Here is a 20,898-nt window from a genome sequence, read left to right as displayed (position 1 = left end):
CTTCGACACCCCCGACTGCCTCCGGTTGGCCGAGGGCTGCTTCGTCACCCGCGAGGGCATGCGGCGCCGTGCGTTCCGGAGGCACGCCGCCGGCCCGGCCCCGGGTCAGCCGGCCGGGCCGGACCAGACGACCTGCTTCAGAACGGAGCCGTGGGTGAAAGTGACGGAGAACGGGTCGGCCGCGGTGTCCGGCAGGGCGTACGCGGTCAGGCTGGTGGCCTGCTGGCCGGGAGCGAGGGAGCCGGAGAGAAGCTTCATCCGTCCGCTTCCGTCGATCAGCAGGAGGACCGGGTTGCCCTGGGAGTCCCGGACGCCGGGCATCCCCGAGCCGTAGAGCGAGACCTCGGTGGAACCGGTGTTGACGACGGTGATCCGCACCTGGACGATCTTGGCGTGCTTGGGGGCCTCGAACACGGTCTCGCTCGGGACGTACGGCTCCGGTGCGGCCATCGTCACCTTCAGCCCGTTCGGGTAGGTGTAGGACTGGCCGAACGACAAGTGCCGGGCCCGCTCGTCCGCCGCCGCCTTCTCGCGCTCGGCCTCGATCCGCTCCTTCTCCTTCGCCGCCCGCTCCTCGGCGGCCGCGACGGCAGCCTCGGCACGGGCGCGCGCGGCGTTCTCGTCCGCCCGCTGCTTGTCGTGCGCCGCCTGCACCCGGCTCACCACGAACACCCCGCCGCCGACCGAGACCAGCAGGCCCGCGACGCCCAGGATCACGCCGGCGAGCGCCACCCCCCGGTTGGCCGCGACCCCCTTCCGCACCTGCCGCAGCGCGACGAGGCCGAGGACCAGGGCGAGGAGGGCCGGCAGCCAGGACAGCCAGAACAGGATGACGGTCAGGCCGAAGACGGTGCCGACGATCCCGAGGACCATCGCGGCGATGCCCAGGCCGTTGCGCGGCTGCGGTGCCGGCAGCAGATACGGCGGCCAGTACGGCACGCCCAGGCCCTCGCCCGGTGCGCCCGGTGCGTTCGGGAAGCCCGGGACACCCGGGAAGCCCTCAGCCCCCGGAGTACCCGGAGTACCCGGAGTACCCGGAACGGACGCGGCAGCCGGACCGGCCGGAGCCGGCGGGGCGGGTACGCGAGACTCGGCCCCGCCCGGCGCCTCGCCCCGCCCCTTGCCCCCTTCCTGCCCCGGAGGTGCCCACGGGTTGGCGTCGGCCGGTCCCTCCGCTGACTGCGGGCTGCCGGGCGGGGCGGGAATGGTCATGCGAGATCCTTCGAGCGCGTGGAGATGATGAGCAGACGTACGGCCTCGGCCCCGGAGTCTGCCCTGCCCCCAGGACGATCGGCGACCCGTTTACGCGAGGCGGCCACGGGCCCGGGCGAACCCCCACGTCAACACCCCGGGACGGGTCGCTGATGGGGTCGGCGGGTGATCAACATACAGGGCCCCGGAAACCGGCCGGGAAACCGGCCCGGCATCGCGCCCGGCAGCCTGCCCGCTCCGAGGGGCGGCCGCACCGGCAGAGACTGTCGGTCGCGGGGTTTCACAGGGTGGCCACGGTCCAGGGGCCGCGTGCGGTGCGGATCTCAACAGCACGGACCTGGCCGGCGGCCTCAGGTCGACACAACGCCAGGGCCGCGCAAGGACACTTGAATCAACCCCGCGAACAAGCCCACCGGTTTCTTCGGGCCTTCGACCTCAGGCCTTCGAATTGTCGACGATCTCGGCGATCTCCACGTACTCGATCGCCGGCGCTGCGCCGTAGAGGTCGGTCACCCGCGCGCGCAGCTCCGGAGAGAAGAACTGCTCCGCCGCCTCCTCGGACTCCCAGACATAGAAGTTGACTGCCTGCTGCTGCTTCTCACTGAACGTGAAGAACTTGAACCGCACGCCGGGCATGCCCTCGAACATGCCGCGTGCACCCTCGGCAACCTCGACCACCCGCGCGCGGTCGAAGCCGCTGGGGTAGGAGAACGTAACGGTGACACCGATCATGAGCACTCCCCTGTAGACGGGGTGAGATCACCTCCATATTTTACACGCAAGCCGCAGTTCGTGGCTTTGGCCCTCGGGCAGCGCATCCGCCAATACCCCGGGCCTGTACGGTCGTCGGCGCAGCTCCCGATCCAGGACATCGCACCTGATGAGCGCCGCGACCGTCCCGTCCGGGGCGGTCGAACAGCCCGCCCGGCAGCAGAGCCGCGGCCACCTCCCCGGGCCTGTGGGAGGATGACCGGATGCGCAGGCTGAGTGTGCTGGGGACATGCGGGGCGTGGCCGGAGGCCGGGCGCGGTGCGAGCGGTTTCCTCCTGGAATACGAGGGGTTCCGGCTGGTGCTGGACCTGGGCTACGCCACCCTCCCCCGGCTGCTGGAACACTGTGCCGCCGCGGACGTCGACGCCGTCGTGGTCACCCACGAGCACCCGGACCACTGCGCCGACCTCAGTGCGCTGTGCCGGGCCCTCACCTTCGGGGAGCGCCGCAGCGGGCTCGTCCCGCTGTACTGCACCCCCGGAGTGGTCCGGCGGGTCCAGGCGATGGAGCCGACGGAGGATCTGCTCGACGTCTTCGCGGTGCACCCGCTGCCGGGCAGCTACCGCGTCGGCCCGTTCCAACTCGACGGTGTCCTGCTGCCCCATCACGTCCCGCACGCCGGACTGCGGCTGACCGCGCCCGGTCTGACCCTGGCCTACAGCGGCGACGCCGGCCCGGCCCCCGCGCTCGCCCGGCTCGCGGCCGGAGCGGATCTGTTCATCGCCGGCGCAACCCTCCAGGGCGCCCGCTCCGACGACGGTGATCCCCACCTGATGAGCGCCTCGGACGCCGGCACCTGGGCTGGCCGCGCTGGTGCCGAGCGCCTGCTGCTGACGCACTTCTGGCCCGGCAGCAACCGCGAACGCTCGATCGCCGAGGCACGCAGCGCCTTCTCCGGGGACGTCGTCGCCGCGGACGAGGGCATGACGCTTCCCCTCTGACCGACGACACGGCCCAGCCGGCGGCGCGGGTGGCACCGGCGGCACGGCCGGGTCGCCCGCCCACGACGCCGAAGCCGCAAGGGTCTTTCCGGCCGTTGCCCGTGCACCGCTCCGCCCGGGGACGCCGGGGCGCGGGGCACCTACTGGGTCGCCGGAGCCGGGGGCCGGGGCCGACGGGCGGGCCTGCGGGCGGCGACGGCGCGGCGTTCGGCGTGACCGGCAGGAGGTCCGGGCCCGACGGGTCCGACGGGTCGGGCGGGGCGGGTGGGGGTGCGCCGCGATCGGCCGACAAGGGCCGTACGGGTTCATGCCAGAGGTCTGGGCCATCGGGCCGTGCCACTCCTACCATGTGAGGCACCGTCGGGCCTGACCCCCTTCGGCAGCGGCCGTCGATCGCCGGACACACCGGACGGCAGCGGGCTCCCCCGGGCGTTCCGGCTCCTCCGGCACCCCGGGCACCTCGCACCGAACCACCCGACCGCCCGACCGGCCCCGGTCCCGTTCCGCTCCCCGGAACGGAGCTCTCGGCGCACGGCGCACGCCGCACCGCGCAGTCAGCAACTGTCCACGCCACCTTGGGGGTTGACGCTCATGCACGCCCGTACCGACGCACCGCCGATCAGACCCGCACGCGCCGTCCTGCTGCTGCTGGCCCTGGTGGCCGCCCTACTGGCCGCGGCCGTCCCGGCGGCCGGCCCGGCCCATGCGGCCGTGCCCGACCGCTGGGGCTTCGCCTTCCTCGACAACCCGACGCCGCCGCCGGGCTACGTCCCCGACACCACGCGCCAGTGGGGCAGCTGGACCACGCCGGCCAGTAATCCCGTCAAGGTCGACCAGGTCGCCCTGGGTTCCTACGTCGTGCACTTCCCGCTGATCGGCGGCCCGGGCGGCATCGCCCACGCCACCGCCGTCAACCGAACGGGCACCTGGTGCCAGATCAAGGGCTGGACCACCGTCGGCACCGGGCAGGACGTCTCGGTGGCCTGCTACAAGCCCACCGGCACGCCCGACAACTCGCCGTTCACGGTGCTCTACACGACCAGCAGCGGTACGCCCGCGCCGCCCGGTGGCGACTACGGCTACGTCCACTCGACGATCACCGGGGCACTGGTCACCCAGTACAACTCGGCCGGCGGGGCCAACGTGGTGAGCCACGGCTCGACCGGCATCTGGAAGGCCTGGCTGCCCGGCCTGGGCCTGGCGACCAACGTCGGCAACGTCGAGGTCACCGCGGTCGACGCCGTGCAGGGCGCGCGGTGCAAGGTGGCCGACTGGGCGCCCGCCGCCACCGGCCAGACCTTCGTCGTCGCCTGCTTCGACGCGGCGAACGCTCCGTACGACACCAGGTGGACGCTGAGCTACTCCGTCAAGCGGGCCGTCCACGGACCGGCGTTCCCGCCGAAGTCGTTCGGCTACCTCTGGTACAACGGATCGGTGCCGCCGGGGACCAACTTCAACTCGGTCGGCGCCACCAACACGCTGGCCGTCGGCGTGCCGTCCACCGTCACGCTGCCCGGCGTGGCCGTGGCCTCCGACACCGCCCAGTTCACCGCGTTCGGCGGCGGCCCCGGCTGGTGCAACCTCGCGCTCCCCTGGACGCGCACCTCCGGCACGGTCAAGCTCAACCCGCTCTGCTTCAACCCCGGCGGCACGCCCGTCGCGGCGCCGTTCCTCACGGCGTACACCTCCGCCTTCTGACCGGAGCCACGCGTACCCGTGGGCCGGGCCCGGACCGATCGGGCCCGGCCCACGGGCGTGCGCGCGCCTGCGCACACCCTGACCGGACGGCCCGCGCCCCGGCACCCCGATGCCCCGATGCCCCGACGCCGTCAGGCCTCCGCAGCACCGTGGGGCGGGGCGTGCACCGCCGCGGCCTCGGCGGCGGTGAAGGAGGCGGCGAAGGTGAACGCGCGCGGGGACGGCCCGTGCGCCCGCAGCTCCGCCAGCCGTTCCAGGGCCTCGCCGACGCCGGGGAGGTGGCCGGCGGGCACCCACCAGAGCACCAGGTGCGCCTGGACGTGCCGCTGGAACCATTCGCGGCGGCGCCGCACCACGTCCAGGTGCCCGGTGCGGTAGGCGAAGTCCCACAGGGCCTCCTGGTCCTCCCACACCGACAGGTTGACGATGACGTCCTCCCCGGCCGGGCGCAGGCCGGTGGCATCGGCGGCGCCGTCCTCCACCAGCCTCCACACGAAGCCGGGCGCACCGTCGGCGGCGGCGTTGACCGGATCGAGCAGCTCGACGAACGGCGCGATGCGCGGGTCATCCAGGGGGTGGCTGAGGGTGGCGACGTTGAGCTGGGCGAGGTGGGCGGCAGGCCCGGATGAGGTCATGGCCTCATCCCAGCATGCCCGCGTTTTCTATGTCAATCATCATTGTTTTTAGAACTCTCGACCACCACGCAGCACTCCCCCGGCCGGGCGTCCATCCGGGCGCGGACGGGGCCGTCCGTCCCCAGCAGGCCTTCCAGCAGGGCGAGGTTCATGCCGCAGACGAGCGGCGGGAAGCGTTCGGCGACGGCGTGGAACGGGCAGTTGCGCATCCGGACCACACGCGCGCCCGCGCCGCCCGCCTCCTCGGCACCGCCCGTGCCGCCGGTGCCGCCTTCACCGCCTGTACCCGGGGCGTCCTCCAGATGCGGTTCGTAGCCGCGCCCGGCCAGCACCTCAACCGCCTCGTCGAGGCCGCCGCAGGGCGCCGCCGACCCGCGCAGGGCCGCGCCCCGGCGACGCGCCGCCGCGCAGAGCCCCGCGTCCAGCCCGGCCTCCTCCGCGGCCTCGGCGAGCAGCTCGGCGGCGGTGCGGTAGTCACGGGCGGGCAGCGACACCGAACGCTCACCCCGCGCCCGCGTGTACACCTTGGCCGGACGGCCCGCCCCCGGCCCCGAGCGGCCCGACAGCCGCCGGCTGCCACTCTCCAGCAGCCCGGCCTCCGTCAGCCTGTCCAGGTGGTGCGCGGCGAGCGTACGCGTCACCCCGGTCGCTTCGGCGGCCTCGTTGCGGCCGACTTCACGGCCCTGCGCCGCCACGTACTGGTACAGCCGCCGCCGTACCGGATCCTGCAGGACGGCAATCGCGTCGATGTCTTCCACCCGCCCATTCTAGGAACAACGCGGGTTGGCGATAGAAGGTCGACCCGCGCCCCGGCGGCCGGGGCGGGACCGGACGTACCACCGTGCGGGTGACTGGTCTGGGCCGAGCGGGTGACGTGGCCCGTCCGCCGTGCGCGCGGCGGCGAAGGGGTTCGGGAGGGCAGTCATTGTCCTCCCGTGGACCGCCGTCGAAGGCGTGCCACGGCAACGTTCCGGGCGCTGCGGCGCCCCCACCGGAAGCGAGAACGATGAACCCTGTGCTCGGACGCCCCCGACCGAAGTCCACCGTCCGCACCGCCGCCATCCTCGGCGTGATGGCCCTCGCCCTGGCGAGCAGCGCGCTGGCCGGCCCGGGCGCGGGTGTCGGCTCGGCGTCCAGCCACCGCGAGGCTCCGCTGATCGCCGCGGACCCGCAGGTCGACAACACCGATGTCTACGCCTTCACCAGCCCCGACCGCCAGGACACCGTCACCCTGGTCGCGAACTGGCTCCCGTTCCAGGAGCCCAACGGCGGCCCGAACTTCTACCCCTGGGCCGACGGCGCCCACTACGACATCAACATCGACTCCCAGGGCACCGGCAGGCCCGACGTCACCTACCGCTGGACCTTCCACACCGAGGACCGGCGCGGCACCAACACCTTCCTCTACAACAACGGCGTCGTGAACAACCTCACCGACCCCACCCTGCTGTTCCGCCAGTACTACACGCTCCAGGAGCTGCGCCCCGGCTGCAAGCCCAAGACCCTGGTCGAGCACGGCACCGCCGCGCCGTCGGACACCGGCAAGGCCTCGATGCCCGACTACGGGCGGCTGCGCAGCCAGGCCACCGTCCAGCTGCCGAACGGCGGGCAGACCGTCGCGACACAGGCCGCCGACCCGTTCTTCCTCGACCTGCGGGTCTTCGACCTGCTCTACGGCGGCAACCTCTCCGAGGTTGGGCAGAACACCCTGGCCGGCTACAACGTCAACACCCTCTCCATCCAGATCCCCAAGAGCGAGCTCGCGTTCAAGGGCGACCCGGGCCGCAACCCCGTCATCGGCGTCTGGTCCAGCACCGAGAAGCAGACCATGAAGCTCAGCCCCGGCAAGGAGGAGCCGGTCGGCAAGTACGTGCAGGTCTCCCGCCTCGGCAACCCGCTGGTCAACGAGGTCGTCCTCCCCGCGGGGCTCAAGGACGCGTTCAACTCCCTCCCGCCGTCGGAGGACCACAACCAGCCCGCCGTGGTCAACAAGGTCCTCAACCCGGAGGTGCCGCAACTCATCCAGGCGATCTACGGCCTCCCCGCCCCCGCCACCCCGCGCACCGACCTCCAGGAGATCTTCCTGACCGGGATCGCCAAGGCCGCCAACGGCCCGTTCGCCGTCGACCTCAACTCCCAGCTGATGAACCAGGACATCGACGCCTCCCGGTTCGTGCCGGCCGAGGAGCTGCGGCTCAACATGTCCACCCCGGTCACCGCCAACCCCGACCGGCTCGGCATCCTCAACGGCGACTTCCAGGGCTTCCCCAACGGCCGCCGCCCCACCGACGACGTGGTCGACATCGCCCTCCAGGTGATGGAGGGCGCCACCCCCGGCCACCTCATCCCCGCCCTGGCCGCCGGTGACGGCGTGAACCAGGCCGACAAGCCGTTCTCCGCGTCCTTCCCGTACGTCGCGCTGCCGTACGCCAAGGCCGTCAACCAGCCCAACTAGCGCTCCCGGCGGGTGCGGTCCGGGCCTCGTCCCGGGCCGCACCCGCCACCCTCCGCCTGCCACCCTCGGCCCTCCGCCTGCCGCCTGCCGCCTGCCGCCTGCCGCCTGCCGCCGAGGCGACCTCGACCCACCCCCGCCCGACCCCGACCCGACCCGAAGGATCCGGGATGCGCCGCATGCCCCTGCTGCTCACCACCGCCGCCCTGTGCGGCTGCCTCGCCGCGTTCGGAGCGCTCGGCCGGGAAGGCCCGAAACCCGTCCCGCCCGCGGCCCGGCCGGCCTCCGGAACGACGGATCCCGGTGCCCTCGGCCGGAGCATCGCCGCCGACCAGCAGCGGCTGCGCAACGCCCCCGCCGACGCCGCCGGCTGGGCCCGGCTGGGCGCCGAGTACGTCGAACAGGCCCGGCTCACGGCCGACCCCTCCTTCTACCCGAAGGCCGACGAGGCACTGCACCGCTCGCTCGGCCTCCGGCCGGACGACAACGCCGACGCGCTCACCGGCCTCGGGGCCCTCGCCAACGCCCGTCACCTCTTCGCCGACGCCCGGGACTTCGCCGACCGGGCGATCGCGGCGTCCCCCCGGCACTGGCCGGCCCACGCCGTCCTCGCCGACGCCCGCACCCAACTCGGCGACGAGCCCGGCGCCACCGAGGCCGCCCAGCAACTCCTGGACCTGCGGCCCGGCACCGCCGCGTTCACCCGCGCCGCCTACGACCTCGAACAGCACGGCCGCACCGACGACGCCCGCACCGCCCTGCAACGCGCCCTCGACGACGCCTTCGACCCCGCCGACAAGGCGTTCTGCCGCTACCAGATCGCCGAACTCGACCGCAGCAACGGCCACCCCGACCAGGCCCTCACCGGCTACCGCCAGGCCCTCGCCGACGATCCCTCCTACACCCCGGCCCTGGCCGGCCGCGCCCGCGCCGAGGCCGCCCTCGGCGACCCGGACGGCGCCGTCCGCGACTACACCACCGCCATCGACCGGGTGCCGCTCCCGCAGTACCTGCTGGAGCTGGGCGAACTGCAGGAGTCGCTCCGCCACCCCACCGAGGCCCGCGAGCAGTACCGGCTGCTGGCCGCCGAACAGCAACTCGCCGCCGCCAACGGCGTCGTCGACGACCTGACGATCGGTCAGTACCAGGCCGACCACGGCGACCCCGACCAGGCCGTCACGCTGCTGCGCGCCGAGTGGCAGCGCCGCCACAACGTCCTGGTCGCCGACGCCCTCGCCTGGGCCCTGCACCGCCAGGGCAACGACCGCGAAGCCCTGCCCCTCGCCGAACAGGCGCAGCGGCACGGCTGGCACAACGCCCTGTTCGCCCATCACCGCGGCGAGATCGAACGCGCGCTGGGCCTGACGGACGCGGCCCGCGAGCATCTGGCCGAGGCGCTGCGCACCGACCCGTTCTTCTCCCCGCTGCTGGCCCCGCAGGCCCGCACCGCACTCGCCGCCCTCGGAGGCACACCGTGACCCGCCGTCCACCCCTGCGGCGCGCGGGGGTCACCGCCGCCGGCGCCCTGTGGCTCCTCGGCTCCGCCGCACCCGCCGCCCAGGCCCACCCGCTCGGCAACTTCTCCGTCAACCACTACACCGGCCTCACCGTCCACGCCGACCGGCTCGACGTCCTCGCCGTCACCGACACCGCCGAGATCCCCACCCTCCAGGCCGCACCGGCCGTCGACACGGACGGCGACGGCACCGCGAGCGAGGCCGAACGCGCCGCCTGGGCCGCCGCCCACTGCGGCGAGCGCGCCGCGCGCCTGACCGTCACCACGCCCCGGCATCTCACCTGGACGGTCGGCTCCGCCGCGTTCGACTACCAGGACGGGCAGGCCGGCCTGCGCACCAGCCGCCTCACCTGCCGGCTCGGCGCGCCCCTCAACCTGGCGGCCGGGCCGGTGACCGTCCGGGTGGACACCGGCACGGACGCGACCCGGGTCGGCTGGAACGAGATCACCGCCAAGGGCGAGGGCGCCCACCTCGAACACTCCACCGTGCCCGCGTCCTCCCCCTCCGACGAACTGCGGAACTACCCGCGCGAACTCCTCGACACCCCGCGGGGAGACAGCACGGCCGGATTCACCGCCGTCGCCGGGGACGGTACCCCCGACTCCGCGGGTACCGCGGGTGCAGGCACGACGGGCGGCGGACTCACCGCGCGGATGGAGGCCCTGTCCCGTCACCTCACCGCACTCGCCGGCGCCGAGCGGCTGACCGTGCCGGTCGGACTCCTCGCCGTCCTCCTGTCCGTCGTCCTCGGCGCCGGACACGCCCTGCTGCCCGGCCACGGGAAGACCGTGATGGCCGCCTACCTCGCCGGCCGGCGCGGCCGCACCCGCGACGCCGTCACCGTCGGTGCCACCGTCACCGCCACCCACACCGCCGGCGTCCTCGTCATCGGACTCGCCCTGACCACCTTCTCCTCCCTCGCCGGGGACACCGTCCTCGGCTGGCTCGGCGTCGCCGGCGGCACCCTCGTCGCCCTCGTCGGCGCGGGCCTCCTCACCGACGCACTGCGGCGCCCCCGTACGCACCACCACCCCCGCACACCGGCCGCCCGAGTGGCCCGCCAACCCGTCCTGCTGGGAGCCGGCGCCCCCGCCGGCCCCCACGACCACGCACACCCGCACGAGCACGAGCACGAGCACGAGCACGACCACGGTCACGGTCACGGTCACGATCATCACCACGACGTTCACGGTCACACGCACGACCACGACCACGACCACCAGCACGACGACGGGCAACCTCACCGGCACGGGATCTTCGGGGGCCACCACCACTCCCACGGGCCCGCGTCCACCGGGGCCCGACCGTTCACCACCCGGGGCCTGGTCGGCCTCGGCATCGCCGGCGGCCTCGTCCCCAGCCCGTCCGCCCTGGTCGTCCTGCTCGGCGCCGTCGCCCTCGGCCGCACGGTGTTCGGTGCCGCCCTCGTGATCGCCTACGGGCTCGGCATGGCCGCCACCCTCACCGCCGTCGGGCTGCTGCTGGTCCGCCTCGGCGACCGACTCGGCCCGCTGACCCGCCACCCGTCGCTCACCCTGCTCCGCCGCATCGCCCCGCACACGGCGGCCCTGACAGCAGTGCTCGTCCTCACGGTCGGCCTCGGCCTGATGGTCCGCAGCCTCCCGCCCCTCCTCTGACGCCCGGAGCCTCGTATGACGCCGCACCGCACCCTGCACCGCGCTGCCCGGCAGGCCCTCCTGCCGGCCGTCCTCCTGCCGGCCGCCGCCCTGTTGGCCGGCTGTGCGGGGGCCGGCACCGGCAGCCTCGACGCCCAGAGCGCGACGCCCTCCCCCACTTGCCTGGTGCACCAGACGAACCAGCCCGCCGACCGCTACACCGCCGGTGCCAACAGCGACACCCGATCGGTGCTGGAAATGATGCGCTACTACACCGCCAACGGCACCAAGGCCTACTGCGACGGCAAGCCCGCCACCAGTACCGACCGCCGCTGGACGGAGCTCTACACCGACCTCGGCGGCGACCCGGTCCACGTCCCCCGGCCGGACCGAACGCCCTGACCGGCCCCGCCCGGCCGGGCGCCGGGGCGGAGTCAGGGGTCGGGGGTCCAGGGGTCGGGGTCGGTCGGGGTCGGTCGGGGTCAGAGCCGGCGGCCGAACAGCCGCGCCGTCTCCGCCCGCCGGTTCCATGCGATGACGGCCAGCGGCACCATGAAGAGGAACGGCGTCCCGGCGTTCTCCCCGTGCATCGCCGTCAACTGGGTCACGAACGCGCACAGCAGGAACGCGATCAACGCCGTCGCCGCCGGCCCGGCCAGCCGGCGCACCAGCAGACCCACCGCACCCGCCAGCTCCACCACCCCGGTCACGTACATGAACCAGTGCCCCACACCGATCGCGTCGAACACCACCGTCGCCGCAGGAACCGCCAGCAACTTGGGCATCGCACTGCCCACGGCGAAGAACAACGCCATCACCACCCGCAACGTCCACACCACCCGCACCACCCCCCGACCGGGCGTCCCGGTGCCGGCGGAGGCGGCGACAGCAGCAGTGGCAGTGGCGGACGTGGTGCTGGTGTTGGTACTGGACATTTCAGGTCTCCCCGGTCGGCTCTCGTTGCTTTCCCGGGTAAGACCACCCCCGCCACCCGAACTCATCGCTCCCGCGAGAAAAACTTTCCCTGAAGCCCCGACTCCCGCAATCCTCCGATCGCCTGCCCCTCACCGCCGCGGAGGACCGTGCTGGACGGAGCAGCGGTCGAGCGGTCGGGTTCCCCGGCCGGCAGTCCGCCACCGCTCCGCGGCCATCCGGGTGACCAGCGGCATGACTGCCCCGGTGGCGGGAACGTCAGCCGCTAACACAACCGAACACGACAGGACGGACTCTCATGGGCAGTCAGGACCAGCACCGGACACACGAATCCGCGGAAAGCCCCTGGAACACGCCCGGCGCATCCGGCGCACCGGCGAATCCGCTCCCCGCGCCGACGGCGCCGCCCCTGCCCGAACCGGGCGCCGACGCCGGCACCGGCACCGGCCGCTCCGGCTCCCTCGGGCGGGAGGCCGGATAACCACGGGCACCGGCGGCCGGCCGGCCCGGAACCGCGTTGCCCCCATTGTCTCCGGGCGGTTGACCGAGCTCCGGTGACCGAGCTCCGGTGCTTGGAGGGGTCCGGTGGAGGATCCGGCGTTCACAGTCCTGCTCACCGGCACCCCGACCGGCGGGCCTGCCGCTCTCCGGGCGGTCCGCTCGGTCACCCGGGCCTGAGCTCCTGGACAGCGCACCCACCGTCGCCTCGGCCGACCTGCCGTTCCGCACCGCCGTGGGCGCGGCGCAGCACCTACGTAGCGCCGGGGTGCCCGCCGCCGTCCGGTGCGACCGGTGCAGACGGACCCCGCCCGACAACGGCACTCCGGCGGATCCCGGCCCGTGCACGTCCGGGGTCCGACCGCCCAGCAGCCGGCACGGCCAACCCCCGCACCCGTGGCGGCCAGCCGGCCACAGCCGACATGGTCACCGGCCAGCAGGACCGGGTGCGTCAGCCGGTCCCGGACTGCCCGGTGTCCAAGCTGAGGCTCCTGCCGCGCCGGGCCGCCAACCCCGACGGAAGCAAGCCGATCGCAACTGTCCGAGCCACACCGCGCCTGGGTCAACGCGTTGCCCGACGTCCTCGTGCCGGTCGTCGTGGAGACCGACGGGCAGCCAACGACAGTCAAGCTGCCGTTCGACAAGGCCAGGATCTTCCCCTACTGCTACAGGCACACCTACGCCCAGCGGCACGCCGACGCCGGCGTGGCCCCGGACGTCCTCCAGGCCTTGATGGACCACCGACAGATGTCGACTACCGAGGGCTGCTACCGGGTCGGACAAGAACGCAAAACGCGAGGCCTTCGACCGCGTCACCGCCCTGCAGTTCTACCGGCACGGCAACCACCTCTGGCGCAAGGTCCAAGGGCTACTGGACTCTGAGCACGTGCGCCGGGCGATCGGCGAGGTCGCCACCGCCTCCGGCGTATGTCTGGAGCCCTCCAACGTGGCGGAATGCGGCCACGCCTGCCCGCTACGGTTCCGCTGCGTGGGTTGCGACCACGTTCGCACCGACGTCTCTAGTCGACGCAAACGCGTCGCCGGAGCGATCCCGAACACCGCAAAGAACGGCATCTCGATCAGCGTCTCCGGCATCGCCCGGCAGGCCCGAACAGACCGTACGTTCCTCTACCAGCACCGCGACCTGCTCGCCCTCGTCCACACCGCCGAACGCGAACCCGCCGGCCACGACCCGGCCGGCGCCTCGCCGGTCAACCGGGCCTCGCTCCAGACCGACCTGGCCAACGCCCAGGCCCACAACACCTGCCTGACAGCTCGCGTCCAGCAACTGGAGAGACGGCTATCCCAAGCCTCGGGGGCGCAGGCCTGGCGGGAGTCCGGTCTGGGGTCTGTGTGATGTCGTGATCAGTCGGCGGTCTTCAGGAGGTCGTCGATTCAGATCATTGCGGCGTGGAGGTGAACGCCTGCGAGGTAGCTCTCGGGGGACTTGTCGTAGCGCACGACGCCGTCGGTCGCGCCCTCGACGTACCTCCGAGGACCGCCACGCCCCGTCCCCCGAGCCCGGCGTCCAGCCCCCTGCGCTCGGCCCTGCGGGCACGCGCGCGCCCGCCGCCACCTCGACGCACACATCACACGGCCCTTGTGCGACGAACACCCACATCACATTTCTGCAACTGTTCAGAAGGTTCCCCGCTGTTAGCCCAGCGCCCTGCTTGGCTGGGCCAGCACGGCGAACTCCCGTGGTGTAGTCCCTCGTTCACTGTCGCCCCGGCCCGCCGCTGGGCCGCGATTAAGGAACTCCATGCGATCACGCGCATTCTCCGTCCTCCTTGCCACGGCCGCACTGGTCGGTGGCGTGACACTTGGCGCAACACCGGCCCAGGCGGCAGGGGAAGACTGCCCGTCCGATTTCGTGTGCCTCTACGAAGACACTGGTTACAACGGTCTCAGGCACGACTTCCGGGGCAGGCTGGGCGCCATCCAGTTGAACGCGGTCCTGAACGGGATGGCGAACGACCGGACGTCCTCCATCGTCAACAACACCAACCTGGTCGAGCGCTTCTACCAGAACTACGACCAGGGCGGGAAATACATCAAGCTGTACCCCGGGTGGGCCGCAGCCGACCTGAGGAGGGTGACGATCTACAACGCAGACGGCTCCTACTTCGGCGTAAACACCTTCAACGATCGCATCTCCTCGTTCAACGGGTCGTACAACTAGGGCCCGTGTGATGCCGTGATCAACTGCTGGGTTCTGGCCTGTTCGAGGCGTGGAATCCGGTACGACTGTGGTCGTGACGCGTAGGCAACTCACTCATGCCCAGTGGAAGTTCATCGAGCCGTATCTGCCGATCGGTAGGTACGGGCCGTATCCGGAGCGGTTGCGGCAGCAGTTCGAGGGGGTGATCTGACGGTTCCGCTCCAGTGGGCAGTGGCGGGAGATGCCTGCCGAGTTCGGGCCCTGGGCCACCGTCTACGGACGCTTCCGCGTCTGGCGGGACGCCGGTGTGTTCACGGCCCTGCTGGAGGGCCTGATCGCCGAGGGTGCCCGGGCGGGAAGAACGGACTTGTCGCTGGTCAGCGTGGACTCCACCACGGTCCGCGCCCACCACGACGCCGCGGGGATGCGGGTCAGCAAGCACCTCATGAAGGCCCTGGAAGAAGCCGGGCAGGAGCAGGAGACAGCCCGGCAAAAGGGGGCGGCGCGGAGGAACAGAACGGACAGGACGAACGCCGGCGCATCCGGCGAAAACACAAGATCCGCCTGACCGAAGCCCTGCTCGGCCGGTCCCGGGGCGGCCTCACCAGCAAGATTCACCTCGCCGCGGACCGCCAGTGCCGTCCGCTCACGCTGGTCCTGACCGCCGGGCAGGCCGGGGACAGCCCGCAGTTCATCCCCGTGCTCGCGAAGGTGAGAATCCGCCTGCCGGTCGGCCGTCCCCGCACGACGCCCGGCGCGGTCGCTGCGGACAAGGCGTACTCGTCCCGCGGTAACCGCGCCTACCTGCGTAAACGCGGGATCAAGGCCGTCATCCCAGAAAAGAAGGACCAGGCCGCCAACCGCAAGAAGAAGGGCACGCAAGGCGGCCGGCCCATCAGCCACGACGCCGACCTCTACAAGGAACGCAACACCGTCGAACGCCTGATCAACAAGCTCAAAGCCTGGCGAGGCATCGCCACCCGCTACGACAAAACCCCGGAAAGCTACCTCGCCGGCCTCCACCTCCGCGCCGCCGTGATCTGGATCGACGACCTCCTCAAAACCGCCGACTGATCACGACATCACACACGCCCTAGGGGCGCCCGCCGACGTCGACGAACTCCAACGCACCATCACCCGGCTGGAACAGCGGACCGTGGAACTGACAGGACAAATGGATGAGGCGCGCGCCGACCTGGACCCCGCACGGGCGGCCAACCGGGACCTGACTCGGGCCCTCGACCAGACCTCGGTCGATCGGGCCGTCCAGGGACGCAGTGGAGCCGGCCAGGAGCCCGCGAGGCCGTAGAAGACCGCAGCCTTCCGCTCACAGCCTGAGCGCCCCAACCGGAGCGCTCAGACTGCGGCACTGGTCGCGGCGCCGACAGGCCGAGCAACTGCATTACCCCGCCCTGGTCGCCTGTGCTCACCGCGATCCAGGAGAGGAAGCAGCAAGCTATGGGTGCGGGCGCGTCGTCCGGCAGCTTGATCCGTACCAGTCTCTCCAACGCCGCCATGTCGCGAGCGCTCATCACCGCTTCACCGCCGACCTCCGCCAGGGCCTCCAGAGCGCCCGCACGCGCGGCACCAGGGCCAGCGCGACGCACAGCCTGAAGCAGCGGCACCGCAACCGCACCCCACGATGAGAACGACCGCACGGCCGTCCGCCGCACCTCCGCGTCCGGGTCGCCCAGCAACGGCACCACACGCTCCGCGAGCAGCACTCCGTCGTCCCCGCACTTGCTGATGGCCATGACCGCCGCGCGACGCACTACCGGGTCCTCATGCGTCAACGCGCCTGCATAACCGTCCAGTGCCACTACCCCGAGGCCGGTAGACACCCGAAGCGCCCGCCAGTGTGCCTGCCCCGGTGCCGCGTTCCGCAGAACGTCCAGCACGACCCGCACAGCCCACCCGCCTGCCCGGTATCGCAGTCCTCGCACGGCAGTACCCGGCGGGCCGCCTTCACGGCCTCGGCCCGCGCCCGCTGCTCGGCGCGCGGCCGTGCGGAGATTCGGCTTCCGATGCCCGGACGGGCTCGGTCGATCGGGTTACGGGCGGGGCCGGTGAGTGGCGCGTGGTCCCTGACGCCGGCGAGGCGGTCGGAGGGCGAGGCGGGACGACCGGTTCAGGACAGGTTCGCCCGCCGAAGGTGAAAATGTCATGGACACGAGGAGCGATCCGTAGAGTACGGGCTGCCCCACCGTTCGAGGTTTTGCCTGTCGAGACACTCCGACCGAACCCGATTGGACCGGTGTTGCCATGAAGAACCGCTTCGACCTACCCGCATTAGGACAGAGCCCCAGCGCGTTGCGGCAGTGGATCGCCACGCTGCTCGGCATCGTGACCATGCTCGCCGCCGTGGCCTTCGGCGGCGCGGCCCCGGTGGCCGCCGCACCCGTACCCGCACCCGCCACCTCGACCCTGACCGGCCTGTGGTCATGCTCCGGTGCACCCATCCCGTCGGGGTACGTCCTCGCCGGCTACAACCCCACCGGCTGCAACGGCATCGGCGCCTGGTACCAGGTGCCCGCCGCAGACGGCCAGTGGACGTGCTCGGGTTCGCCGATTCCGCCCGGCTATGTCCTGGGTGGCCACCAGACGAGCTACTGCAGCGGCATCGGCGCCTGGTACCAGCTGATCGCCCGAGTCGGCGTCTGGACCTGCCCCGGCTCGCCGATCCCGCCCGGCTTCCGCGCCGGCAGGTTCGAGGCGAACCGCTGCGACGGGCTGGGATCCTGGGTCCTCCTGGCCGCCTGACGGACAGCCGGCCCCGAACCGGGTGTCGGGTCCGCGGACCGACGGACGGCCCGCGGACCCGACACCACGTACCCGCCGACCGGGATCACCCGTGCCACAGCCCGCCACGGGACCGCCTCCGAGGGACTACTCGCCCTGTTCTCCGACGTGGCTGCGCGCGCCGAGCCGGCAGGCCACACGGAAACTCTCAGCGGGCACTTCAGGGCCAGGGCCGGAGAGTGCCGGGTCATTTGCCGGAGCCGATTTGCGAGTGACAGGAGTCGCTTCTGCTACTGCTCAGGGGCGTCAGCCGGCGCACCGTTCGCGGCGGTGTTCTTGCAGGCAAGGCGCTCGGGGTGCGGCCCCCGTTCGTAGTGGCGCACGCTTCACGAGGGGGACGGCCGCAGGCCGGGCAGGTTCCCCGCCGTTCGCGGGCCTTCCGTTCGTCGAGGATCGACTGGACCCGCTCGTCGTGGGGCAGCAGGCTCCACGGCCCGGCCGCACGGCAGTCCTGCCCGGCCTCCGCGCTACAGCGGGGGCACGTGCGCACCATCCACAAGCGGCGGGAGACCTTCTCCTGCGCCGACCGCGGTATTGCCCCGGACGGTACCGGGAGGCGGCCGGCGCGGCAGCCCGGTTATGCCGGCTTCGGCACGAACGATCCAGCGCTGGACGAGCGCCCGGTCCCCGGGGCCAGCTGGGCGCCGGCCCTGTCCTCCCCGCAGGCGCGGGGGTCAGGCCGCCATGCCGAGCTCGGTGCGGGTGCGCTGGACAAGCTCGCGGACGGTCGACTCGCGCCGCCACGGGGCGAGGGCGGTGTTGAACTCGCGGACGTAGTCCAGGGCCCGGGTCGACTGGACGCGGGCGAGGATGTCGACGGCCTGGTGGCCGAACCGCAGGCCCTGGTCGAGGTCCTTGGCCTGGAGGTGGGCCTTTCCCACGATGGCCAGACGCATCCCGACAGACCGGGTGAACATGCCCGGCTGCATGGCGGCGGCCTGCGCGTTCCAGGCCAGTGCGGCCTTGGGGTTCTTCAGGTCGCGGAAGATTTCGGCGGCGTCGGCGGAGAGCCGGGCATGGTGATAGAAGTCGATCCACGCGGGCTCACCGGCGCCGTCGCGGGACTGGCCGAGGAGGCTCTCGGAGGCGGCCAGGGCGGCGGAGGCGGCCTTGGCGTTGTTGTCGCGGGCGTGAGCCCGGATCTGGTCGAGTTCTGCTACCGGCTGCCGGCCGAGCACAAGATCTGCGAGCCGGCGGCCGGGAAGCGGATCGTGCGGGACGCGGCAAAGGCCCTCGGCCTGCCTAGGGAGGTCTGGGGCAGCCGGGACAAGTCGGCTTGCGGCATGGCCAGGGGCGCGGCCTGGGCGCGGACCACCGAGCCCATGGCGACGTCCAGCACGACCAGCTCGGCCTGCGACAGGTGCTCGTCCCCCGGGCGGGCGTACCGCTGGGTGTGCAGGCGGGGCTCGCCGCCATCGGCGGGCCGGGCCTCCACGAGGTGGGTCTGCCGGACGCCGCGCTCGTCGGTGCGGTGCGCCAGCACCTTCGTCGAGTCGGGCGACCACGCCGCCGCGGGCGGCAGGTGCGGCAGGCCGACCTTTCGCAGCAGGGTGGCGTTGCCCGTGGACTCCGGTCCTGCGCCGTACTGGCGGGCCGGGGCACCGTCGGCGGTCAGCGGCCACGTGCGGCCGTCGGCTGTCGAGCGCGCCACAGGTCGTGCCCGTGCCGGAACACCGCAACCTTCCCGTCCGGCGACAGCACCTCCAGCGGGTTGCCCGGCGGCGCGGCCGCGGCCCGCTCGCAGGTGCCGTCATCCGTCCGGAAGCGCCAGTGCTCGCCGAACGCGTCGAACTCCACGGCGTCCACGGCCGGTGAGACGGCCAGGAAGGGCAGCGCCGCCGGGTCGACCTGGCTGCTCGAAGGCGGCCGCCAGGGTGGCGGCAAGCCGGGCGTGGTCGAAGAGCGGCCCGCGGGCGCCCGCCGCCGGGGCGACCAGCCCGAACCGCCGGCCGGCGCAGGAGCTGCTCAGCGTCCTGGTAGTCCTGGGTGGTGGCCATGTCTCTGGTCCTTCCTGGGTGGCGGAGGGTCAGGGCCGGGCCGGGAGGATCGCTACTCAGAGGCTGCGGGCGGTGATGTCGCCGTAGGCCGTGGTGGCGTGGATGGTCAGGCCTGCGGCGCCGTCGGCGTTCCTGAGCGCGTTGTGGATCCGGCCGTGGCCGGTGCCGGCGTCCAGGCTCGCGGAGACCCCGGGGGCGGCGTCGGCCGAGATCGCGCCGGCCTCGGTGCGCAGCACCACGGTGCCGTGCACGGCCTCGGCGATCCGGATGTCGCCCTTCCGGGTGCTGATCTCGGCGGAGCCGCCCAGGCGGCCGATCGAGATGTCGCCGGAGAGGAGCGTCACGCGGGCGCCCGCCGTCTCGGCGAGCTCGACGGAGCCGTCCGCGGCCTCGAAGGTGACGTCGCCGAGCCGTCCGGTGCTCCGGAGCTCGCCGGCGGCCGTCCTGGCCTCGACACGGGAGCCGGCGGGCAGTTGGACCGTTACCTCGACGGAGCCGGGGTTGCCGAGGAGGCGGTTCTCCGCCACCGGGGCCTCGATCCGCAGGACGCCGGCGGCGTACTCGACGGTGGTCAGCTCCGCCGCCTTCACGTCGCGGCCCTTCGAGGCGTCCACGGGGAGGACCTCGACGACGGTGTCGGCCCGGTCGGCCGCGACGAGCCGGATGCGGCCGGCGGGGACGTCCAGGACGACCGAGACCGGGGTGGTGGTGTCGAACTTCTGCATGATGCTCTCCTCTGGTGGTTTCTGTTTCCGACATTGGAAACACTACGTTGCCTTCATGGATTCGGCAATAAAGTCAATCGGGGCAAATCATCGATATGACATGGTAGATGCTGCATAAATCGTTGCAACGGCCCCGAATTCAACGCAACGCATGTCTGTAGTAACGTTGCAATGAGTAGAGGTGGACGCAACTGGCGGACCGACGGCCGCGGGCATGCTGCGGCACCGTCCGGCGACCGACCCGGCGTCCGTCCGCGGACCGGCCGGCGTCAGGACTCCAGGACGTCAGGCTCCGGCGGGTGGGATCCACTCCACGAGCCGGACCACGATGCCGTTGGGGTCGGTCAGCTCCACCACGCCCTCCCCCCAGGGCTCGCGGCGGAGCGGTGCGGTGACGGCCGCACCCTCGCGCCGGAGCCGCCCGTACTCGGCAGCCACGTCGGTGACCGCGAAGGACACGAGCACCTCATCGGACCCCCGCCGGGCGGCAGTTCGAGGCCACGCCGGTGCAGCAGCACGTCCGGAACCGCGCCGTCCCGCGTGAGGCCCACGGACCCCTCGCCCGCCGGCACCTCGCGGTAGCCGAGGTGCGTGGTGAGGAACCGGCCGGAAGCGACCGGATCCGGACCGTCAGCACCAGAGTGGCAGGGTGGCAGGGATGACGTTCATGGCGGTCGACGCTCCCTCGGTCCGCGGTGGGACAACGGCCGAATCGTCAACGATCGTCAACCCGTCGGCCAACGAACCCGGGCACCCCACGGGCGACCACCCGCACCCCGCCCGCACCCTGCCCGCACCCCGCCCGCGGATCCCGCCGGCCCAGCAAGCGGCGGTACGCATTCCTCCAAGACCGCACGCCCGGGGCCGGGTGAGGCTTCTCCCGAGGCGGCGAGCCGCTCCCGCGGGCCGTGGGGGGAGGCCGCCGGGCGTGCCCGGCCGCCTC

The 20,898-nt window shown here is 72.6% G+C and carries 20 protein-coding genes and 1 pseudogene; 10 read left to right on the top strand and 11 right to left on the bottom strand.

Annotation, left to right across the window (positions count from 1 at the left end; all coding sequences use genetic code 11):
• Positions 1–105: 105 nt before the first annotated feature.
• The gene (locus tag OH807_RS40310; RefSeq protein ID WP_406210201.1) at positions 106–939 is read right to left on the bottom strand and encodes a DUF4190 domain-containing protein; all 834 of its coding nucleotides are present in this window, start codon (positions 937–939) and stop codon (positions 106–108) included.
• A 708-nt stretch (positions 940–1,647) separates the two neighbouring features.
• Positions 1,648–1,944: a hypothetical protein gene (locus tag OH807_RS40305; protein WP_406210198.1), complete on the bottom strand. Its 297-nt coding sequence runs from the start codon at positions 1,942–1,944 to the stop codon at positions 1,648–1,650.
• A 242-nt stretch (positions 1,945–2,186) separates the two neighbouring features.
• Between OH807_RS40305 and OH807_RS40300 the strand changes: the two genes are divergently transcribed.
• Positions 2,187–2,924 carry an MBL fold metallo-hydrolase gene (locus tag OH807_RS40300; protein ID WP_406210195.1) on the top strand — a complete coding sequence of 246 codons (738 nt, stop codon included), beginning with the start codon at positions 2,187–2,189 and terminating at the stop codon, positions 2,922–2,924.
• A gap of 591 nt (positions 2,925–3,515) precedes the next feature.
• Positions 3,516–4,622, top strand: a complete 1,107-nt coding sequence (locus tag OH807_RS40295; RefSeq protein ID WP_406210193.1) for a hypothetical protein — start codon at positions 3,516–3,518, stop codon at positions 4,620–4,622.
• A gap of 131 nt (positions 4,623–4,753) precedes the next feature.
• On the opposite strand, the gene OH807_RS40290 is transcribed toward OH807_RS40295, so the two are convergent.
• Complete coding sequence (locus OH807_RS40290; RefSeq protein WP_406210190.1) at positions 4,754–5,257, bottom strand: DUF3291 domain-containing protein; 504 nt, start codon at positions 5,255–5,257, stop codon at positions 4,754–4,756.
• 32 nt (positions 5,258–5,289) lie between these two features.
• Positions 5,290–6,015 carry a helix-turn-helix transcriptional regulator gene (locus OH807_RS40285; protein ID WP_406210187.1) on the bottom strand — a complete coding sequence of 242 codons (726 nt, stop codon included), beginning with the start codon at positions 6,013–6,015 and terminating at the stop codon, positions 5,290–5,292.
• A 248-nt stretch (positions 6,016–6,263) separates the two neighbouring features.
• On the opposite strand from OH807_RS40285, the gene OH807_RS40280 reads away from it, so the two are divergent.
• The 4 genes from OH807_RS40280 (at position 6,264) to OH807_RS40265 (ending at position 11,244) form a co-directional block, all read left to right on the top strand.
• A complete protein-coding gene (locus OH807_RS40280) occupies positions 6,264–7,712 on the top strand; it encodes a DUF4331 domain-containing protein (protein WP_406210183.1) in 1,449 nt (482 codons plus the stop codon).
• A 167-nt stretch (positions 7,713–7,879) separates the two neighbouring features.
• Positions 7,880–9,187 (top strand): tetratricopeptide repeat protein, encoded by a 1,308-nt coding sequence (locus OH807_RS40275; RefSeq protein WP_406210180.1) that lies wholly within the window; start codon positions 7,880–7,882, stop codon positions 9,185–9,187.
• On the top strand, positions 9,184–10,863 hold the full coding sequence (locus tag OH807_RS40270; RefSeq protein ID WP_406210178.1) for a nickel/cobalt transporter: 1,680 nt from the start codon (positions 9,184–9,186) through the stop codon (positions 10,861–10,863). The genes OH807_RS40275 and OH807_RS40270 overlap by 4 nt, the downstream gene beginning before the upstream one ends.
• Before the next feature lie 15 nt (positions 10,864–10,878).
• Complete coding sequence (locus OH807_RS40265; RefSeq protein ID WP_406210175.1) at positions 10,879–11,244, top strand: hypothetical protein; 366 nt, start codon at positions 10,879–10,881, stop codon at positions 11,242–11,244.
• An 80-nt stretch (positions 11,245–11,324) separates the two neighbouring features.
• Here the strand turns inward: OH807_RS40265 and OH807_RS40260 are convergent, their stop codons facing one another.
• On the bottom strand, positions 11,325–11,777 hold the full coding sequence (locus tag OH807_RS40260) for a DoxX family protein (RefSeq protein ID WP_406210172.1): 453 nt from the start codon (positions 11,775–11,777) through the stop codon (positions 11,325–11,327).
• A gap of 1,382 nt (positions 11,778–13,159) precedes the next feature.
• Here OH807_RS40260 and OH807_RS40255 point away from each other — a divergent pair.
• The 3 genes and pseudogenes from OH807_RS40255 to OH807_RS40245 all read left to right on the top strand — a co-directional run bounded on the left by OH807_RS40255 (position 13,160) and on the right by OH807_RS40245 (position 15,508).
• Positions 13,160–13,630 carry a hypothetical protein gene (locus OH807_RS40255; RefSeq protein WP_406210169.1) on the top strand — a complete coding sequence of 157 codons (471 nt, stop codon included), beginning with the start codon at positions 13,160–13,162 and terminating at the stop codon, positions 13,628–13,630.
• A 405-nt stretch (positions 13,631–14,035) separates the two neighbouring features.
• A complete protein-coding gene (locus OH807_RS40250; protein WP_396460602.1) occupies positions 14,036–14,455 on the top strand; it encodes a peptidase inhibitor family I36 protein in 420 nt (139 codons plus the stop codon).
• 73 nt (positions 14,456–14,528) lie between these two features.
• Positions 14,529–15,508: pseudogene (locus OH807_RS40245) on the top strand (IS5 family transposase).
• Positions 15,509–15,567: 59 nt separating this feature from the next.
• Here OH807_RS40245 and OH807_RS40240 read toward each other — a convergent pair.
• A complete protein-coding gene (locus OH807_RS40240; RefSeq protein ID WP_406210166.1) occupies positions 15,568–16,254 on the bottom strand; it encodes a HEAT repeat domain-containing protein in 687 nt (228 codons plus the stop codon).
• 442 nt (positions 16,255–16,696) lie between these two features.
• On the opposite strand from OH807_RS40240, the gene OH807_RS40235 reads away from it, so the two are divergent.
• Complete coding sequence (locus OH807_RS40235; protein WP_406210163.1) at positions 16,697–17,194, top strand: hypothetical protein; 498 nt, start codon at positions 16,697–16,699, stop codon at positions 17,192–17,194.
• A gap of 713 nt (positions 17,195–17,907) precedes the next feature.
• On the opposite strand, the gene OH807_RS40230 is transcribed toward OH807_RS40235, so the two are convergent.
• The 5 genes from OH807_RS40230 to OH807_RS40210 all read right to left on the bottom strand — a co-directional run bounded on the left by OH807_RS40230 (position 17,908) and on the right by OH807_RS40210 (position 20,414).
• Positions 17,908–18,411 (bottom strand): hypothetical protein, encoded by a 504-nt coding sequence (locus tag OH807_RS40230; RefSeq protein ID WP_406210160.1) that lies wholly within the window; start codon positions 18,409–18,411, stop codon positions 17,908–17,910.
• On the bottom strand, positions 18,390–18,884 hold the full coding sequence (locus OH807_RS40225; protein WP_406210158.1) for a DPP IV N-terminal domain-containing protein: 495 nt from the start codon (positions 18,882–18,884) through the stop codon (positions 18,390–18,392). Before OH807_RS40225 ends, OH807_RS40230 begins: the two co-directional genes overlap by 22 nt.
• Complete coding sequence (locus OH807_RS40220) at positions 18,845–19,117, bottom strand: hypothetical protein (RefSeq protein ID WP_406210155.1); 273 nt, start codon at positions 19,115–19,117, stop codon at positions 18,845–18,847. The genes OH807_RS40225 and OH807_RS40220 overlap by 40 nt, the downstream gene beginning before the upstream one ends.
• Before the next feature lie 169 nt (positions 19,118–19,286).
• Positions 19,287–19,955: a DUF4097 family beta strand repeat-containing protein gene (locus OH807_RS40215; RefSeq protein ID WP_406210152.1), complete on the bottom strand. Its 669-nt coding sequence runs from the start codon at positions 19,953–19,955 to the stop codon at positions 19,287–19,289.
• 285 nt (positions 19,956–20,240) lie between these two features.
• Positions 20,241–20,414: a VOC family protein gene (locus tag OH807_RS40210; RefSeq protein WP_406210149.1), complete on the bottom strand. Its 174-nt coding sequence runs from the start codon at positions 20,412–20,414 to the stop codon at positions 20,241–20,243.
• Positions 20,415–20,898: the final 484 nt, after the last annotated feature.

The sequence above is a fragment of the Kitasatospora sp. NBC_01560 genome, assembly GCF_045208415.1.
Classification (GTDB): domain Bacteria; phylum Actinomycetota; class Actinomycetes; order Streptomycetales; family Streptomycetaceae; genus Kitasatospora.
This window is presented reverse-complemented; position numbering and strand designations above follow the sequence as displayed.